Raw genomic sequence first — 15974 nt, forward strand, 5'->3', positions numbered from 1 at the left:
GTGCTTGCGCGACTCCCGGCTTACAGGCCCAGCGTCTTGGCTTTGAGCGCGTCGTAGTCGGTCTGGGTGATCAGGCCGAGATCGAGCATTTCCTTGGCCTTCTTCAATTTCGCGACCGGGTCTTCGGCCGCCGGTGCGGCCGGCGCAACCGGCTGCTGCAAGCTGCCGATACCTCCGACCATGCCCGTCGCCATGCCCACGCCCATGATGCCCGCCGCACCGCCGTTTTCGCCCGCCGACTGGATGCCCGCGGCGACACTGGCCTGCAAATTGGAATTGCCGCGCGAACCGGACAGCGCGTCGGCGCGCTGCACGGTCTTGAGCAGTTCCCGCGTGTTGGCGTCGTACTCGATGGAGACGATGGCGGTCTTGACGATGGCCAGGCCGCGGTCGGATCTCCACTGGTAGCCGGCCTCCACCGCATCGGACAGGCTCTTGGCGAAACCGAGCGAGTCCTGCTGGAGCTTGGTGATGCGGTTGCCCTTGTCCGGGTCGTTCGTGTACAGGCTGAAGGCCGGCGCGAGCGAACCGACCACTTCGTTGAAGAGCTGGCCGGCGGCGGCGTTGTCGATGTCGGTGAAATCGAAGACCTGGCCCGTCTGGAGATACGCGGCCGGCACGAAGTTCTTCACGAACAGGATCGGGTCGACGATCTTCAGTGTGTAGGAGCCGCGCGTCAGCGCGCCGACCTGGGTGCCGATGAAGCCGTCGTTCCAGTAGATCTCGGACTGCGTACCGAAGCGGTTATCCGGCAGTTCCTTCAGCGAGACGAAGAAGGCGGCCTGCTGCGAGCCCGGCTGGCCGCCGAACTTGAAACGCTCCCAGCTCTGCTTGATGAGCGAGCTGACCAGGCCGTCGCCGGCGAAGACCGATTGCGAGTTGAGGTCGTCGGATTTCCATTCGTAGCCGCCCGGCTCGGCGGCGAAGCCGGTGATCGCGCCGTCCTGGAACAGCAGCAGCCCGTAGCCCTCGGGGACGACGATCTTCGAACCGTTGGTGATGATGTTCGAGGAGCCCTTCGTATTCGAACCGCGTCCGGCATTGGTGCCGCGCGGCACGGCGGCGAACAGCGCCGCGGTCGCGGGCAAGCCTTCCGGAACCGTATAGAAGTCCTTCCATTGGTCGGCGAGCACGCCGCCGATCGAACCCGCCACTGCCTGCACCAGACCCATGACATCTCCCTGCGATTCTTTGGCCGGGCACCGTACCCGCCTTGCTCGGCGGAACTATACAGTCCCGAACGGCGTGCCGGAGGCGCCGGGCGAGGCGGGATGAGCGCTACGGCGGCGGTCCGCCGGTCATCGAATGCCGCCGCCAACAGGCCGTGCCGCCGTAAGCGCCCGTCTGGGCCGTCCTCCGCTTCGCACGGGTGGCGGCCCGGCTTCCTTTTGGGGCCTGAATTCAAGGCCCGGCCCGCGGGTGCGCTCCGACAGCGCGATCCGCCCGCCGGCTTTGTATCCGAATGTATCCAGCGCCCGGATAGCCAACTTTCCAGACAAATCCCCGCTTTGCCCGACACCTGCGCGATACCCCGGAGGCTCGTAATCGCCTCAACGAAAACACGCGGCCCGGCCGCCGGGAGTACACGATGTCCAGCGCTACCTACCAGGGCAATACCGCACCGCTGATGTCCCGCGTCGACGGCGTGGGGCAGTGGCTCGCTCCGCTCGGCCTGCGCGTTCTGCTGGCCTGGGAATTCTTCGAGGCCGGTCGCGAGAAGCTGCAAGGCAGCAACTGGTTCGCTGACTTGGGCGACAAGTTTCCGCTGCCGTTCTCGCTGCTCGGCGCCGACCTCAACTGGACCATGGCGACCTGGACGGAACTCGCCGGCGCGGTCGCATTGCTGCTCGGCCTGGGCACGCGCTACGTGGCCGCTGCGCTCTGGGTGCTGACCGTCGTGGCGATCTACGCGGTGCACTGGCCGTCCGAGTGGTCGAGCCTGTCGCAGCTGTGGCAGGGCTATGCGATCAGCAACGACGGTTTCGGCAATTACAAGCTGCCGCTGATCTATCTGGCGATGCTGCTGCCGTTGATGCTGGGCGGTGCCGGTCGCTTCAGCCTCGATGGACTGATCTCGATGCGTCGCGCACCGGTCGCATCCGCTGCCGCCGATTCCACCGCCTGGGGTCTGGTGCTGTTCGCCATCGGCACGACCGTGTCGCTGCTGCTGCCCTGGGCCGGCGGCGCGCTGGCCATCGTCGGCGTCGCCTTGATGACCTGGCCGCGCCGCCGCGCGGCTGCACTGGGAACCTTCGCCAGCGCCTGACGGTTGCTCGGTCGCCCATCGCCTCTCGTCTCGAATTTCGCCGCGAACGCGGTGCCCCCCGCACGACCTCGTGCTCCCCATCTGGAGAAAGACAATGTCCCGTACCAACACCCGCAACACCGCCGGCATGCTCGGCGTCGCCCTGGCCGGCCTGGTCCTCAGCGGCTCCGCGTTCGCCATGCAGCCGCTGAGCCAGGGCTACCTGCTGTCCGCCAGTCACGCCGGTGCCGARGGCAAGTGCGGCGAAGGCAAGTGCGGTGCCGGCAAGGCGACCAAGGCCGGCGCCGCGAAAGCCGCCGAGGGCAAGTGCGGCGAAGGCAAGTGCGGCCGAGGGCAAGTGCGGCGAAGGCAAGTGCGGCGCCGGCAAGGCGGCCAAGGCCGGCGGCGCCAAGACCGCCGAAGGCAAGTGCGGCGAAGGCCAATGCGGCGATGCCCGCTTCGGCAAGACCGATACCGACAAGGACGGCCTGGTCTCCCGCGCCGAGTACGTCGCCATGGTGCCGGACGGATCCGCCGGGTTTGCCCGCAAGGACGCCAACCACGACGGCTTCATCAGCGAGCAGGAGGCCTACGACTACATCAAGGCCCGCTTCAAGGCCAACGGCAAGCCGATGCCGTCGGGCCTGTTCGCCGACATTGCCGAATAAACCTTCGCCGTTCCGCGCCCCGACGGCTCACGTCGGGGCGCTCTTTCCGAGGACCTGCGCCATGCGCATCATCGATTCCCCCACCGCCGCCGGGCTGGGTCTGCGCCGCGGACTGCTGCCGCAGTTGCTGGCGATGTCCGGCGACGCGGTCGACTTCCTGGAGGTCGCGCCGGACAACTGGATCGGCGTAGGCGGCCAGTTCGGCGAGGCGCTCGCGCAGTTGTCGGCGCGCTTTCCGATCAGCGCCCACGGGTTGTCCCTGTCCCTGGGCGGAACCGAACCGCTGGATAGGGAGCTGCTCGCGCGAACCCGCGAATTCAACGATCGCCATGAGGTCTTCCTGTACAGCGAGCACTTGAGCTACACCTCCGACGACGGGCAGCTGTACGACCTGATGCCGATTCCCTTCACCGACGAGGCGATACGCCACGTCGCCGGGCGCATCCGCCAAGTGCAGGACGTGCTGGGTAGGCGCATCGCGGTGGAGAACGTCTCCTACTACGCCGCTCCCTACCAGGCGCTGGCTGAGATCGACTTTATCGACGCCGTCCTGGCCGAGGCCGACACCGACCTGCTGCTGGACGTCAACAATCTCTACGTCAACTCGATCAACCACGGCTACGACCCGGAGCAGTTCCTCGCCCGCCTTCCTGCCGATCGCATCGCCTCGTACCACATTGCCGGTCACTACGACGAAGACATCGACCTGAAGGTCGACACCCATGGCGCGCCGGTGAAATCCGACGTGTGGTCGTTGCTGGCCAGCGCTTACCGGCGTTTCGGCGTGCGTCCGACCTTGCTGGAACGCGATTTCAATTTCCCGCCGTTGCGCGAACTGCTGGACGAGACCGATCGCATCCGCGCGATGCAGATCGGCCGGCCGGCGCGCGACCGACCGCTGGAGCAGGCCCATGCGGCATGACACCCTGCGCGACCAGCAATTCGCCCTGGCGAGCCATCTGCGCGACCCCGACGGGAATGCGCCGCCGCCCGGCATCGAAGCACGGCGCCTGCGCGTGTACCGCGAGCTGTTCTTCAACAATATCCGCAGTCTGCTCGCCAGTGGCTTCCCGGTGATCCATGAAACCCTGGGCGATGCGCGTTGGACCTCGCTGGTTCGCGCGTTCTATGCCACGCACCGCAGCCGCACGCCGCTGTTCACGCGGATCGCCGCCGAGTTCGTCGCTTTCCTCGAAAGGGCGGCCGAGCTGCCGCCGTGGTTGCCGGAACTGGCGCACTACGAATGGGTGGAGCAGGCGCTGTTCGTCAGCGACGCATCGCCGCCGCCGCACGATCCGCACGGCGACCTGATCGACGGCACGCCTGTGCTTTCGCCGCTCGCGCTGCCCCTGGCCTACCGTTGGCCGGTCACCGACATCGGTCCCGACTACACGCCGGACGCGCCGCCGACCGAGCCGACCACGCTGCTGGTGCATCGCGATGCCGGCCATCAGGTGCGTTTCACCCGCATCGCACCGCTGGTCTATCGGCTGTTGAGTTCGCTGCAGGAACAGCCGATGACCGGCCGCGAGCACCTGGCTGCGCTGGCGATGGAGGCGGGCGCCGATCCGCGGGAACTGCACACCCAGGGTCTGGCGCTGCTGCAACAGCTGCGGACGCAGGGCGTGATCCTCGGCACGCTGACCGCAGGTGAGCCGGCATGAACGCCCTGTCCTCGAAGCTGGCCGGCTGGCGGCTGTTCTGGGCCTTGGGCGCCTGCATCCTGCTGATGTCCGGGCTGCTGCTGGCGGTCGGCCCCGATCCGGTGGAGGCCACGCGCACGGTCATCCGGGCGACGGCACGGACCTCGTTCGTCCTGTTCCTGGCCGCGTTCGTGGCTTCGTCGCTGGCCGCGCTGGTGCCGAATGCGTTCACCCGCGCGCTGATGCGCGAGCGCCGCTACCTGGGCTTGTCGTTCGCGTTCTCGCACCTGGTGCATATGGCCGCGATCGTCGGCTACGGCGTGCTCGATCCGAAGTTCTGGCCCAGCCGCGGTGCCCTGACCAATACGCCGGGCACGATCGGCTATGTGTTCATCGCGCTGCTGGCGGTCACTTCGTTCCATGCCGTTTCCAGGCATATGAGCGCAGCCACGTGGAAGCGCCTGCACACCGTCGGCATCTGGGTCATCGCCGCGATCTTCGGCCTGTCGTTCTTCAAGCGCATTCCCAGCATGGGCGTGGCGTACGCCATCCCGTTCTCGATCCTCTGCGCCGCGGTCGCCGTCCGTCTGGTCGGCAAATGGGCCCAGGCCAACAAGCGCAAGCAAGCGCAAATCCGCAACAGCCAAGCCAACACCCATCCCCAACACGCATTGGAGCCCTGACCATGAGCAGTCCCCTCGAAACCGTCATCTACACCGCACACACCCATGTCACCGGCGGCCGCAGCGGCGCCGGCCGTTCCAGCGACGGCGCAGTCGACGTCAAGCTGAGTACGCCCGGTTCGGGCAAGCCCGGCACCAATCCGGAGCAGCTGTTCGGCATCGGCTACTCGGCCTGCTTCATCGGCGCGCTGCAGCTCGCCGCCGCCGCGAAGAAACTGCGATTGCCGGACGAGGCCTCCGTCGATGCCGAGGTCACGCTGGGCAAGACCGGCGCCGGCGACCACCAGCTGGCGGTGAAACTGAACATCGATCTTCCCGGCGTCGACGACAGCCTGAAGCGCGAATTGATCGAAGCCGCCCACCAGACCTGCCCGTACTCGCGCATGACGCGCGGACACGTGGACGTGCAACTGGCGATCGCCTGAGGATATCGACATGCTGCGTACCGTTCTGTTTTCCGCGGCGATCGCGGCCGCAGGCTTCGCGTCGGCGGTCGAAGCCGCCGCATCGACCGCGCCGGCCGCGGACCCGCCCACCGTCGTGCTGGTGCATGGCGCGTTCGCCGACGCGGCCAGCTGGAACCAGGTCGCGCACATACTCCAGCGTAAGGGCGTGCGCACCGTGGCCGTGGATATCCCGCTGACCTCGTTGGCCGACGATGTCGCCGCCACGCGCCGCGCCATCGATGCTGCGCCGGGCAAGGTCGTGCTGGTCGGCCACTCCTGGGGCGGCACGGTGATCACCCAGGCCGGCGGCGACGACAAGGTCGGCGCGCTGGTCTACGTCGCGGCGTTCGCGCCCGACCTGGGCCAGAACACCGCGGACCAGGGCAGGGGGTTCCCGGCTCCGCCCGGCCTGTCCCGGTTGCAGGAACGCGACGGCTCGCTGTGGTTGAGCGAGACTGGCGCACGCGAAGACTTCGCCCAGGATCTGAGCGGCAAGCAAGCGCAACGGATCTTCGCGAATCAGCGCCCGATCCGCGCCAGCGCATTCGTCGAGCCGGTGACGACGGCGGCTTGGCACGCCAAGCCGAGCTGGTACCTGGTCTCGCGCAAGGACCGGATGATCGCGCCGCAGTTGCAGACGGCCACCGCACGGCGCATCGGCGCCACGCTGGAATCGATCGGCAGCAGCCACGCGTCCCCGCTGTCCGAGCCCGCGCAGGTCGCGGACACCATCCTGCAGGCAGCAGGCGTGAAACAGGCCGAGCCCGATCCGCTCGCTGGAGGTTGAACCATGTGGAAGTCGATCATCGCCGCCTTGTGCCTGGTCGCCATCGGCTGCGCGCCCGGCGCCCAAGCCGAAGTGGCGCAGCCCGCGCCCGAGTTCGTCGGCATCGGCCAATGGCACAACAGTCCGCCGCTGAGCTTGGCGGGGCTGAAAGGCAAGGTCGTGTTGGTGGAGTTCTGGACCTACTCCTGCATCAACTGCATCCACGTCATGCCCTACGTGAAGCAGTGGCATCAGACCTACCAGGACCAGGGCCTGGTCGTGGTCGGCGTGCACACCCCCGAATACCCTGAGGAGGGCAGCGCCGCCAATGTCCGGGCCGCCATCCAGCGCTTCGGCATCCGCTATCCGGTCGCGCAGGACAACGGCTACAAGACCTGGAACGCCTACGGCAATCGCTTCTGGCCGGCGGTGTACCTGATCGATCGCGATGGCAGGGTGGTCTACCGCCACTACGGCGAGGGCGCCTACGACGTCACCGAAGCCCGCATCCGCCAATTGCTGGCCAAACCCTGACCGCGTCATCGCAGGGACGCGATGGCACAATCGCGGACAGGCCAGCACCGCATCCGGAGCGCCGACGAGAGCCCCATGGAACACGTAGATCACATCCTGGTCGTCGACGACGACCGCGAGATCCGGCAGATGGTCGCGGACTACCTGCAGAAGAACGGCCTGCGCGCCACCGCCGTGGCCGACGGCCGGGAAATGCGCGCCGTGCTCGACACCCACGCCGTGGACCTGATCGTGCTGGACCTGATGATGCCGGGCGAGGATGGCCTGACCCTGGCCCGCAACCTGCGTGCGGGCAAGCACCGTGCGGTGCCGGTGGTGATGCTGACCGCGCGCGACGACCAGACCGACCGCATCATCGGCCTGGAAATGGGCGCCGACGACTACGTCACCAAGCCCTTCGCCGCACGCGAACTGCTGGCGCGCATCAAGGCGGTGATCCGCCGCGCGCGCATGCTGCCGCCCAATCTGCAGGTCACCGAAGCCAGCCGCGTGCTGGCGTTCGGGCGTTGGCGCCTGGACACGACCGCACGCCATCTGCTCGATCCCGATGGCACGGCGGTGGCCCTCAGCGGCGCCGAGTTCCGCCTGCTGCGCACCCTGCTGGATCATCCCAACCGCGTGCTCAGCCGCGATCAGCTGCTCAGCCTGACCCAGGGCCGCGACGCCGAACCCTTCGATCGCTCCATTGATCTGCTGATCAGCCGGTTGCGGCAACGCCTGCAGGACGACGCCCGCGAGCAGAGCTACATCAAGACCGTGCGCAGCGAAGGCTATGTCTTCAGCATGCCGGTGACCCTGGTCGGCGAGCACGAATGAACGCGCCGCGTCCCCGAGGCGAATCGCGCTGGCTGCCGAAGTCGATCGCCTCGCGCCTGTACCTGATCCTGTTCAGCGGCCTGTTGCTGGCGCACGGGCTGTCGTTCGGCTTGCTGTTCTACGAGCGCTACGAGTCCGCGACCTCGATGCTGATGAGCAATCTCGAACAGGACGTGGTCGTGGCGGTGAACCTGCTCGACCATCTCCCGGCGCAAGAGCGCGCGCACTGGCTGCCGATGCTGCGGCGGCGGACCTTCCACTACCTGCTGGGGCCCGGCGAAACCGGCGGGCCGCTGGTCAGCGACACCTCGCGCGACATGGCCGGCATGATCGCGTCGGCGCTAGGACCGAAGCACCCGGTCATCGCCAATGTCGTGTCCACCGATCCCGAGCGCTTCCAGGTGCACCTGCGCCTGAGCGACGGCAGCCCGATGACCATCGAGGTGCAGCCCTCGGTGATGCCGTTGGCGCGGTGGCTGCCTTACGTGCTGGTCACGCAACTCGGCCTGCTGCTGCTGTGCACCTGGGCCGTGGTGCGGCTGGCGACCCGGCCGCTGCAACGCCTGGCCGAAGCCGCCGATACCCTGCGCCCGTCCGGCGACGGCGAGCGTCTGCGCGAAGGCGGCCCCACCGAAGTCGCCCACGCCGTGGCGGCGTTCAACGCCATGCAGGACCGCATCGCCCAGTACACCCAGGAGCGCGTGCAGATTCTCGCTGCGATCTCGCACGACCTGCAGACGCCGATCACGCGCATGCAGCTGCGCGCCGAGGCCATGGCCGAGTCGCCCGAGCGCGACAAGATGGCCGAGGACCTGGGCCAGATGCAGCACCTGGTGCGCGAGGGCATCGCCTACGCGCGCAGCGCGCACGCGGCGTCCGAGCCGCCGCTGCGTATCGATCTGGCCGCGTTCCTCGACAGCCTGGTCTACGACTATCTCGACACCGGCAGGCAGGTCGCCTTCAGCGGCCGCTACGACGGCGCGATGACCACGCGCCCGCATGCGCTGCGCCGCGTGCTGGCGAACCTGCTGGACAACGCCATCAAGTACGCCGGCGCGGCCGAACTGGAGGTCGGCGACGACGGCCAGGGCGGCGCGCGAATCAGCGTGCGCGACCGCGGCCCCGGCATTCCGGAAGAAGAACTCGGCCAAGTGTTCCAGCCCTTCTACCGCCTGGAAGCCTCGCGCAACCGCGACACCGGCGGCACCGGCCTGGGCCTGGCGATCGCGCAACAGCTCGCCGACTCCATCGGCGCCGCCCTGACCCTGCGCAATCGCGAGGGCGGCGGCCTGGAAGCGATAGTGGAACTGCGGTCGCTCGCGGCCCAGACGGACGCTGCCGCACCCGGCCGCTAACGACCAATCGAGCGATCGACAGCGGCTTATGCCCGCGCAGCGCGCCAACCCAGCTGAAATCCGATGGTGGTGTGAAACAGGCGGTTCAAGTGAAAGTGCGAACCGCCGGTCTCGTCCGCCAGTTCCTCGATCGTCAGCTCCCGATGCAGTGCTCCTGCATATGGCCGCTGATGAAGTTGACCGGGGATTCGCTCACCGCCCCCAATCCACCCAGCCCCCGGGCGCGATCGGCTGCAACTGGATCGAAGTCCCTTGCACCAGTCCGCGTAAGTGCCCGATCGGATCCTCGACTTCCACGTACTCCTCCATTCCCGAAATCCCATAGTGGATCGGCACCAGCACGCGCGCGCCCAGAATGGTCGCGGCGGCCACGGCCTGCTCCGGCGTCAGCACGCCAGGCTGGCCGCTGACCGGCTTGCGCCATCCGAAGCGTGCGCCGTTGACCGGCAGGAAGGCCGCGTCGAACGGCCCGAACTGGCGGCCGATGCGCCACCAATGCCCGTGCCAGAGCGTGTCGCCGCCATGGAAGATGCGCCGGCCGCCGGCCGACACCACCCAGGACACCTGCGGATCGCCATAGCCGTCCGAGGCCGGCACCGGGGTGGCGGTGAAATCGCCGATCAGCTGCGGTTCCCACAGCGCGCTCGGTCTGGCCCGAACGCCCGCAGGCACGGGCAATGGATTGATCCCGGCGAGATGGGCGAGGGTGCCGCCCTTGGCGAGCGCTGCGGCCACGGCTTTGGCATCGAAGTGGTCGGGATGCGCATGGGTGATCAGTACCGCCGCGTCGCCGATCGCATCGTCGACGGAGATCAGCGCATCCTTCAGCGCCGGCCCCCAGGCTTCCGGATCGGTCAGCGGGTCGATGAACAGGGTCGCGTTCGGCAACTGCAGGCGTATGCCCGCCCACGCCAGTCGCTGGATACGCAGCCCCTGCGCAGCGGCGGCGGCGAACACGCGGCCGCCCGGCAACAGCGCCGCGGCGGCCATGCCGACGCTACCCGACAGGAAGGCCCTGCGCCCGATGCGGAATTCCCGCTGGCCGTTCATGCGTACGCCTCCCGCGACGCCAGCGCCGTGTCCAGCGCAAAGACCGACTGAGCCACGATCGCCTCCAGATTGCGCTGGTGCCATTCGCGTTCGAAAGCCACCGCTTCGACCTGCGGCGCCAGACAGGCCTCGATGCGGATCGCCGCGAGTCGCGCATCGATCGCCTGCGGCTCCGCCGTGGCGCGGATGGCCACGACCGCCGCTTGCAGCCGGTCCAGGTAATGCACCGCGTGGTCGAGCGTCGCGGCCGGGAACCGGCCCATGTGTCCGCCGATCACCGTACCGCGGCCGAACTGCCGCATCCGCACGATGGCCTGGCGCAGCAGGGCAGGGTCCGCCTTCGACAGATAGACGATGTTGCCGACGATGTTGTCGCCGGCGCAGACCAGATCGGCGCTGGGCACGTCCACGCTGACGTGGTCCATGGTCTTGCCCGGGTTGTGCACGAAACGCAGCTCGTGCGGCCCCCATCGCAGCGTCATTGCACTGTCGAACACGAGCCGCGGCTCGCGATAGAAGGCATCCACCCGCCGGTTCTGCGACAGGAAGGCGTGGCGATGGTGGCGGTGCGCGATCGTCAACGCATCCGGGAACAGCGACATGCCGGCGAGGTGGTCGCTCATATAGTGGGTCGCCGCCACCGCGCGCACGGTCTTGCCCATCTCCTCGCACAGCACGCGCCGCAGCCATTGCGCCTCGTCCAAACTGGCGAGCGCATCGACCAGCAAGGCATCGTCGCCGTCGATGAAGGCCGTGGCGACGGACTCGTACTCGTCGCCGACGAACATCAGCACATTGGGGACTATCTCTTCGACTCGCATGCCGCTCGCCCATCGTTTCGATGCGGCCATCATTGCCAGCGCCGGCGGTGGCGACAAACGAGATGTTTTCGTCGTCGGGTTAGGAAAAGTAACCTGATAGGATGAGCCGGTCCTCCACTCCGGCGTAGCGACCGTGCAGCCCCGCCACCCAGCGCCGCTCAATGCACTGCGCGCCTTCGAAACGGCCGCGCGTTGCCTCAGTTTCCAGGCCGCGGCCACGCAGTTGTTCGTCACCCCGGCGGCGGTCAGTCATCAGGTGAAACGACTCGAGGCCTACCTGGGCGTCGAGCTGTTCCGTCGCGGCCACCGCGCCGTGGAACTGACGCCCGCGGGCGAGGCCCTGGCCGCATCCCTGAGCGACGTGTTCGCACAGCTCGATCTGGCGCTGAACCGTGCGACCGCGCCGAAGGCCGCGCACCTGCGCGTCAGCACCGTGGAGTCCTTCGCCGCGAAATGGCTCGCGCCGCGGCTGCACCGCTTTCATCGCGACTGCCCCGATCTCAAGCTGCGCATCGAAACCGGCAACGAGCCCACCGATTTCTTCCGCGACGGTGTCGATGTCGCCATCCGCTATGGGCCCGGCGGCTACTCGGGCGTCGACGCCGAGCTGCTGATGGACGCGCCGGTGTTTCCGGTGTGCGCCCCTGCTTTGCGGAGCGACGTACAGCAGTCGCTGAAGGTCCCCGACGATCTGAGCCACCACACGCTGCTCCACGACGAAAGCGCCGCGGGCCGCCCCGGCGTGCCGGACTGGCGTGCGTGGCTGGACGCCTCGGGTACGAAGCGCGTGGATGCCTCCCGCGGCCCGGTCTTCGCCAGCATCTACCTGGCCCAGGAAGCCGCGGTCGCCGGGCACGGTGTCGCGCTGGGCGTCGCCCCGCTGGTCGAGGAAGACCTGCAGCGCGGCCGCCTCGTCCGACCGTTCGGCCCGTCGCTGGCCAACGCTTATGCGTTCTGGATCGTGCGCCGGCACGATGCCCAGGCCTATCCGGCCGTCGAAGCCTTCTGCCAGTGGCTGCGCAAAGAGGCGGCAGAACAGGATGCGCACGGCGCAAACGAAGACTGATACGCCCATCCCGCGCTTTGGGGTAGGAGCGGCATAAGCCGCGACCGCGCAGCCAACCGAAGAGGGCGTAGTCGCGGCTTGCGTCACACCCTGCCGCCCCGTGCCACCCTATAAACTCACCGGACCAGAGCGTTCTGGCGCCAGCGATGCGATTCGTTTCCATTCGAGAACGTTGCGAATCCCCGGCTCAAGCCAGTCGAAGCCGTTGCCCCCCACGACCAAGCGCACGCCATGACCACCGCCCCCTTGAAGTCCCTGTTCGGCTACAAAGCCTGGGCCAACGCCGAGCTGTTCGCGCTCTTGGCCACGGTGCCGCCGGAGCACGCCGCTCCGCTGCATACCTGCATCCGCACGCTCAACCACGTTTATGTCACCGACAGTATTTTTCGCGCCCACCTGAGCGCCGCGTCGCGCCCGTTCGACGCGACCAACACGCAAGACACGCCCACCCTCCAACAGCTCCAGGCCGACGTCCAGGCCACGGATGCCTGGTACCTGGCCTACGTCTCCGGCCTTACGGAGTCCGAATCCGCGCAGGTCCTGGACTTCCAGTTCACCGACGGCGACCGCGGCCGGATGTCCAGGGAAGAGATGCTGCTGCACGTCGTCACCCACGGCGGCTACCACCGCGGCAACGTCGGCGAAGTGCTCAAGTCCATCGCGATCGACCCGCCTCGCGACCTCTACACGAAGTTCCTGCACCAGAGCGAACCCGCTCGGCGCGGCGCATAGGCGTTCGCCCAGCCGGCGCTGCTTTGCGATCGGGCTTAACTCATCGCGCCACGGAGACACCGCATGCAAACCGGAAACCTGTTCGCCGATGCGCAGCCGCCGGTTCAAGGCGAGCGCTTCGAAGCGCTGCTCAGCCACAAGAACCTCGTCATCGAGCGCATCGTCAGCTCCGCGGACATTACGCCGACGCAGTACGTGCAGACTCAGGACGAGTGGGTGGCGATGATCCAAGGGGAGGCGACGCTCGAAGTGGCCGGCGCGCTAGTCGAGCTGCGTACCGGCGATTACCTGTTCCTGCCCGCCGGCACGCCCCACACCGTGCGCCGCGTGTCGGAAGGCGCGCTTTGGCTGGCCGTCCACCTGCACTGATTCCTGGCGCTTACGCAGGCCACCTTGGCTTAGGCGCCATCCTCATGTCCGTCGGAGAGAAGCCATGCACCATTCCCGACTCTGCGCGTTGCTGATCGATTGCAACACTGCCGATATCGACCAGGCGGCCAAGTTCTGGGCCGAAGCCCTGGGCCGTCCCTTGGACCCGGACCATCCGGGCACGCGCGGCAATTACCGCATGCTGGAAACGCCGCAAGACGAGCCCATCGTGCAAATCCAGCGCGTCGACCACGAGAGCCGGGTGCACCTGGATATCGAAACCGACGACATCCCCGCCGAAGTCGCCCGCTTGGAAACCTTGGGCGCGCAGGTGGTCGAGCGCCTGGAGCGCTGGGTCGTCATGCAGGCGCCCACGGGGCAACGGTTCTGCGTCGTCCGTGTCCAGCGTCCGGGGTTTCCCAAGAACGCAACGCTCTGGCCCTGATTGGGCGCGCGTGCTGGACGTAGTAGGCACTGGCCACCAGGCGAGACGCGACTACGCTTGCCCGAACGCCGCCAAGAACAGCAACAGAAATGCAAGCACCGCCGCGCAGGCGTGGGCCGCGACCAGCCACGCCGGCAACAGCCGTTGCCGCCACTTGTACGCCAGGCTCATCACCGTGCCGCCGGTGGCGGCCAGCAGGAACAACACCAGCGCCAGAGTCGCCATCGGCGGGACCGCCAAGGTGCAGATGGCATAGACCAGCAGCGTCAAACCCGACGCGGCCAGCAGCCCATGCAGCATCGCCAGCCAGGCCGGCGGGTTTTGTTTGGTGGTGAAACGGATGATCGCCATGAGCAGTCCGCCCAAAGCGGTGATCGCCAGCAGGATGGTCGCGGTCTGGAGCATGGTCGTGATCCTCTAGGGGGCAAACAACCGGGTGGTTGTCGATGAGATACCGGTGCGGAACCGTCGCTGGTGCAGCCGATCCGGCGATGCATCCTCCGCATCCTGGAAAACATCAACGCGCCGGCACCACCCGCCACACCACGTTGCCGACGTCGTCGGCCACCAGCACGGCACCGTGCTGGTCGACCACGACGCCGACCGGACGTCCGCGCGCTTGTCCCTGTTCGTCCAGGAAGCCGGTGAGCACGTCCTCGATCGGGCCGGCGGGCCGGCCGTTCGCAAACGGTACGAACGCCAGCTTGTAGCCGCTGGGCGGTTTGCGGTTCCACGAACCGTGCAGGCCGATGAAGGCGCCGTTGGCGTAGCGGGCAGGCAGCAGCTTGCCGTCGTAGAACGCCAGGCCCAGCGCGGCGACGTGCGCGCCCAGCGCATAGTCGGGTGCGATCGCCTTGGCCACCAGCGCCGGGTCCTGCGGCTGCACGCGGGTATCGACATGCGCGCCGTAGTAACTGTACGGCCAGCCATAGAACGCCCCGTCGCGTACCGAGGTGAGGTAATCGGGCACGAGGTCGCTGCCCAGCTCGTCGCGCTCGTTCGCCACCGCCCACAGGGCGCCGCTCTGCGGTTGCCAGGCCAGGCCGACGGGATTGCGCAGGCCGCTGGCGTAGATGCGCCCCTGGCCGGTTTTGATGTCGATCTCGTGGATCGCGGCGCGGCCGGCTTCGATGTCCATGCCGTTCTCGCCGATGTTGCTGTTCGATCCGACGCCGACATACAGCTTGCTGCCGTCGCGGCTGGCGAGCAGGCTCTTGGTCCAATGGTGATTGCGCGGAGCGCCGGGCAGATCCGTCAGCTTCGCCGGCGTCGCGTCGATGCGCGTGTCGCCGCTGCGGTACGGCGCATGCACGATCGCGTCGGCATTGGCTACGTAGAACTCGTCGCCGACCAGGGCCATGCCGAACGGCGACATCAGGTTCTGCAGGAACACGCTGCGGGTCTCCGCCACCCCGTCGCCATCGGCATCGCGCAACAGGGTGATGCGGTTCGCGCTGGGCGCCGCGGCGCCGGCCTTGGCGAAGGCCGATTTCATGAACATGCCGCGGATCGGATTCGCCGGCGGGTCGGGCGTAGGCGGGCGGTTGGTTTCCGCGACCAGCACATCGCCGTTGGGCAGCACGTACAACCAGCGCGGGTGGTCCAGCCCGGACGCGAATGCGTTGACCGATAGCCCGGGCGCCGGCGTCGGCGTCGCGCCGGCGGACCAGCCGACGGCCTTCGCCACTTTGACGGTGGGAACGAGCGAGCGCGTCGGTTCGGGCAGCGTGGGGTTCGGCCCGGTGTCGGCTTTGGCCGCCAGACGGGCGGACCCGCCGCAGCCGGCGACGGCGAACAGCGACAGCGCGTACGCGGTCGCGCGTGCGAGGGCTAGTACGCGAAGCATGGCGGCCTCCTTCGAGGCAGCGAAGCCGAGACGGCCGCAGCCTCTGTGCGGAGTGTCCGACGGGCGCAATGAAGTCGGTGTGACCTCGTGTGTGCGAAGTGAAGGCTGCGTCGCAGCGACAGTTCACCCGATGCATGACGTTCATTGCGCTGCAACGACCATGCCGCAGGGTCTCCCGTGTGCATTCCGGCAGCGAGCGATCGAGGGTTTCGTCCGAAGCGAAGCGTTCATCGCGTCGATCGGTTGAAGGCCGCCTGCGCGCCTTAACGCACTAAATTGGGCGTCTCTCACGCCGAGCGTCGGTATCGCAGCGCTGGGCGCAACACCGCGATGACCTGTCGCCGCCGCTTCCCGCGTTGATTGGATTACACAGGGACAGTGCATCAGCCATGGAGGCTTGCGCCGAGTAACCGCGCCAATCGTAGTGCCATCGTCGCTCCGCCGACGATGTCGTCCGCAGTACGCATCGGGTCGACAGACCAATACCCC

At 67.8% G+C, this 15974-nt stretch carries 19 protein-coding genes; 14 read left to right on the forward strand and 5 right to left on the reverse strand.

The window, feature by feature from the left end:
* Positions 1-20 precede the first annotated feature (20 nt).
* Positions 21-1172 carry an SPFH domain-containing protein gene (locus tag ASD78_RS02200; RefSeq protein ID WP_056098064.1) on the reverse strand — a complete coding sequence of 384 codons (1152 nt, stop codon included), beginning with the start codon at positions 1170-1172 and terminating at the stop codon, positions 21-23.
* Between the two features lie 416 nt (positions 1173-1588).
* Between ASD78_RS02200 and ASD78_RS02205 the strand changes: the two genes are divergently transcribed.
* From ASD78_RS02205 to ASD78_RS02250, 10 genes are all read left to right on the forward strand, one after another.
* On the forward strand, positions 1589-2266 hold the full coding sequence (locus ASD78_RS02205; protein ID WP_235565889.1) for a DoxX family protein: 678 nt from the start codon (positions 1589-1591) through the stop codon (positions 2264-2266).
* 257 nt (positions 2267-2523) lie between these two features.
* Complete coding sequence (locus tag ASD78_RS21345) at positions 2524-2913, forward strand: EF-hand domain-containing protein (protein ID WP_235566421.1); 390 nt, start codon at positions 2524-2526, stop codon at positions 2911-2913.
* 61 nt (positions 2914-2974) lie between these two features.
* On the forward strand, positions 2975-3835 hold the full coding sequence (locus ASD78_RS02215) for a DUF692 domain-containing protein (protein WP_056098067.1): 861 nt from the start codon (positions 2975-2977) through the stop codon (positions 3833-3835).
* Positions 3825-4577 (forward strand): putative DNA-binding domain-containing protein, encoded by a 753-nt coding sequence (locus tag ASD78_RS02220; RefSeq protein WP_055908387.1) that lies wholly within the window; start codon positions 3825-3827, stop codon positions 4575-4577. The genes ASD78_RS02215 and ASD78_RS02220 overlap by 11 nt, the downstream gene beginning before the upstream one ends.
* A complete protein-coding gene (locus tag ASD78_RS02225; protein WP_056098070.1) occupies positions 4574-5239 on the forward strand; it encodes a ferric reductase-like transmembrane domain-containing protein in 666 nt (221 codons plus the stop codon). Before ASD78_RS02220 ends, ASD78_RS02225 begins: the two co-directional genes overlap by 4 nt.
* A 2-nt stretch (positions 5240-5241) precedes the next feature.
* On the forward strand, positions 5242-5664 hold the full coding sequence (locus ASD78_RS02230) for an Ohr family peroxiredoxin (RefSeq protein ID WP_056098073.1): 423 nt from the start codon (positions 5242-5244) through the stop codon (positions 5662-5664).
* A 10-nt stretch (positions 5665-5674) separates the two neighbouring features.
* Positions 5675-6472 carry an alpha/beta hydrolase gene (locus tag ASD78_RS02235; RefSeq protein ID WP_056098076.1) on the forward strand — a complete coding sequence of 266 codons (798 nt, stop codon included), beginning with the start codon at positions 5675-5677 and terminating at the stop codon, positions 6470-6472.
* A gap of 3 nt (positions 6473-6475) precedes the next feature.
* On the forward strand, positions 6476-6985 hold the full coding sequence (locus ASD78_RS02240) for a thioredoxin family protein (RefSeq protein WP_056098078.1): 510 nt from the start codon (positions 6476-6478) through the stop codon (positions 6983-6985).
* A gap of 75 nt (positions 6986-7060) precedes the next feature.
* A complete protein-coding gene (locus ASD78_RS02245) occupies positions 7061-7801 on the forward strand; it encodes a response regulator (RefSeq protein WP_055908401.1) in 741 nt (246 codons plus the stop codon).
* Positions 7798-9156: a HAMP domain-containing sensor histidine kinase gene (locus tag ASD78_RS02250; protein WP_056098080.1), complete on the forward strand. Its 1359-nt coding sequence runs from the start codon at positions 7798-7800 to the stop codon at positions 9154-9156. Before ASD78_RS02245 ends, ASD78_RS02250 begins: the two co-directional genes overlap by 4 nt.
* 192 nt (positions 9157-9348) lie before the next feature.
* Here the strand turns inward: ASD78_RS02250 and ASD78_RS02255 are convergent, their stop codons facing one another.
* Both ASD78_RS02255 and ASD78_RS02260 read right to left on the reverse strand, forming a co-directional pair.
* Entirely contained in the window at positions 9349-10206 is an 858-nt protein-coding gene (locus ASD78_RS02255; RefSeq protein ID WP_082575386.1) for an MBL fold metallo-hydrolase, read from the reverse strand.
* A complete protein-coding gene (locus tag ASD78_RS02260; RefSeq protein WP_162250113.1) occupies positions 10203-10994 on the reverse strand; it encodes an MBL fold metallo-hydrolase in 792 nt (263 codons plus the stop codon). Before ASD78_RS02260 ends, ASD78_RS02255 begins: the two co-directional genes overlap by 4 nt.
* A gap of 166 nt (positions 10995-11160) precedes the next feature.
* Here ASD78_RS02260 and gcvA point away from each other — a divergent pair, with 166 nt between their 5' ends.
* From gcvA to ASD78_RS02280, 4 genes are all read left to right on the forward strand, one after another.
* Positions 11161-12093: a transcriptional regulator GcvA gene (gene gcvA, locus ASD78_RS02265; protein WP_056098087.1), complete on the forward strand. Its 933-nt coding sequence runs from the start codon at positions 11161-11163 to the stop codon at positions 12091-12093.
* 231 nt (positions 12094-12324) lie between these two features.
* Positions 12325-12825, forward strand: a complete 501-nt coding sequence (locus ASD78_RS02270) for a DinB family protein (protein WP_055908414.1) — start codon at positions 12325-12327, stop codon at positions 12823-12825.
* Positions 12826-12888: 63 nt separating this feature from the next.
* The gene (locus tag ASD78_RS02275) at positions 12889-13194 is read left to right on the forward strand and encodes a cupin domain-containing protein (protein WP_055908417.1); all 306 of its coding nucleotides are present in this window, start codon (positions 12889-12891) and stop codon (positions 13192-13194) included.
* A 64-nt stretch (positions 13195-13258) separates the two neighbouring features.
* A complete protein-coding gene (locus ASD78_RS02280) occupies positions 13259-13639 on the forward strand; it encodes a VOC family protein (protein ID WP_056098090.1) in 381 nt (126 codons plus the stop codon).
* A 51-nt stretch (positions 13640-13690) separates the two neighbouring features.
* Here ASD78_RS02280 and ASD78_RS02285 read toward each other — a convergent pair whose 3' ends face one another.
* Positions 13691-14044, reverse strand: a complete 354-nt coding sequence (locus tag ASD78_RS02285; protein WP_056098093.1) for a hypothetical protein — start codon at positions 14042-14044, stop codon at positions 13691-13693.
* A gap of 112 nt (positions 14045-14156) precedes the next feature.
* A complete protein-coding gene (locus ASD78_RS02290; protein ID WP_056098094.1) occupies positions 14157-15485 on the reverse strand; it encodes a sorbosone dehydrogenase family protein in 1329 nt (442 codons plus the stop codon).
* Positions 15486-15974 lie beyond the last annotated feature (489 nt).

Origin of the sequence: Lysobacter sp. Root667, from assembly GCF_001427715.1 — a bacterium.
Taxonomy (GTDB): domain Bacteria; phylum Pseudomonadota; class Gammaproteobacteria; order Xanthomonadales; family Xanthomonadaceae; genus Lysobacter.

What these genes read in the sequence shown, in the direction of transcription:
- ASD78_RS02200 (WP_056098064.1), bottom strand. Translation starts at nt 1,172, where the DNA reads ATGGGTCTGGTGCAGGCAGTGGCGGGTTCGATCGGCGGCGTGCTCGCC.
- ASD78_RS02205 (WP_235565889.1), top strand. Translation starts at nt 1,589, where the DNA reads ATGTCCAGCGCTACCTACCAGGGCAATACCGCACCGCTGATGTCCCGC.
- ASD78_RS02215 (WP_056098067.1), top strand. Translation starts at nt 2,975, where the DNA reads ATGCGCATCATCGATTCCCCCACCGCCGCCGGGCTGGGTCTGCGCCGC.
- ASD78_RS02220 (WP_055908387.1), top strand. Translation starts at nt 3,825, where the DNA reads ATGCGGCATGACACCCTGCGCGACCAGCAATTCGCCCTGGCGAGCCAT.
- ASD78_RS02225 (WP_056098070.1), top strand. Translation starts at nt 4,574, where the DNA reads ATGAACGCCCTGTCCTCGAAGCTGGCCGGCTGGCGGCTGTTCTGGGCC.
- ASD78_RS02230 (WP_056098073.1), top strand. Translation starts at nt 5,242, where the DNA reads ATGAGCAGTCCCCTCGAAACCGTCATCTACACCGCACACACCCATGTC.
- ASD78_RS02235 (WP_056098076.1), top strand. Translation starts at nt 5,675, where the DNA reads ATGCTGCGTACCGTTCTGTTTTCCGCGGCGATCGCGGCCGCAGGCTTC.
- ASD78_RS02240 (WP_056098078.1), top strand. Translation starts at nt 6,476, where the DNA reads ATGTGGAAGTCGATCATCGCCGCCTTGTGCCTGGTCGCCATCGGCTGC.
- ASD78_RS02245 (WP_055908401.1), top strand. Translation starts at nt 7,061, where the DNA reads ATGGAACACGTAGATCACATCCTGGTCGTCGACGACGACCGCGAGATC.
- ASD78_RS02250 (WP_056098080.1), top strand. Translation starts at nt 7,798, where the DNA reads ATGAACGCGCCGCGTCCCCGAGGCGAATCGCGCTGGCTGCCGAAGTCG.
- ASD78_RS02255 (WP_082575386.1), bottom strand. Translation starts at nt 10,206, where the DNA reads ATGAACGGCCAGCGGGAATTCCGCATCGGGCGCAGGGCCTTCCTGTCG.
- ASD78_RS02260 (WP_162250113.1), bottom strand. Translation starts at nt 10,994, where the DNA reads ATGTTCGTCGGCGACGAGTACGAGTCCGTCGCCACGGCCTTCATCGAC.
- ASD78_RS02270 (WP_055908414.1), top strand. Translation starts at nt 12,325, where the DNA reads ATGACCACCGCCCCCTTGAAGTCCCTGTTCGGCTACAAAGCCTGGGCC.
- ASD78_RS02275 (WP_055908417.1), top strand. Translation starts at nt 12,889, where the DNA reads ATGCAAACCGGAAACCTGTTCGCCGATGCGCAGCCGCCGGTTCAAGGC.
- ASD78_RS02280 (WP_056098090.1), top strand. Translation starts at nt 13,259, where the DNA reads ATGCACCATTCCCGACTCTGCGCGTTGCTGATCGATTGCAACACTGCC.
- ASD78_RS02285 (WP_056098093.1), bottom strand. Translation starts at nt 14,044, where the DNA reads ATGCTCCAGACCGCGACCATCCTGCTGGCGATCACCGCTTTGGGCGGA.
- ASD78_RS02290 (WP_056098094.1), bottom strand. Translation starts at nt 15,485, where the DNA reads ATGCTTCGCGTACTAGCCCTCGCACGCGCGACCGCGTACGCGCTGTCG.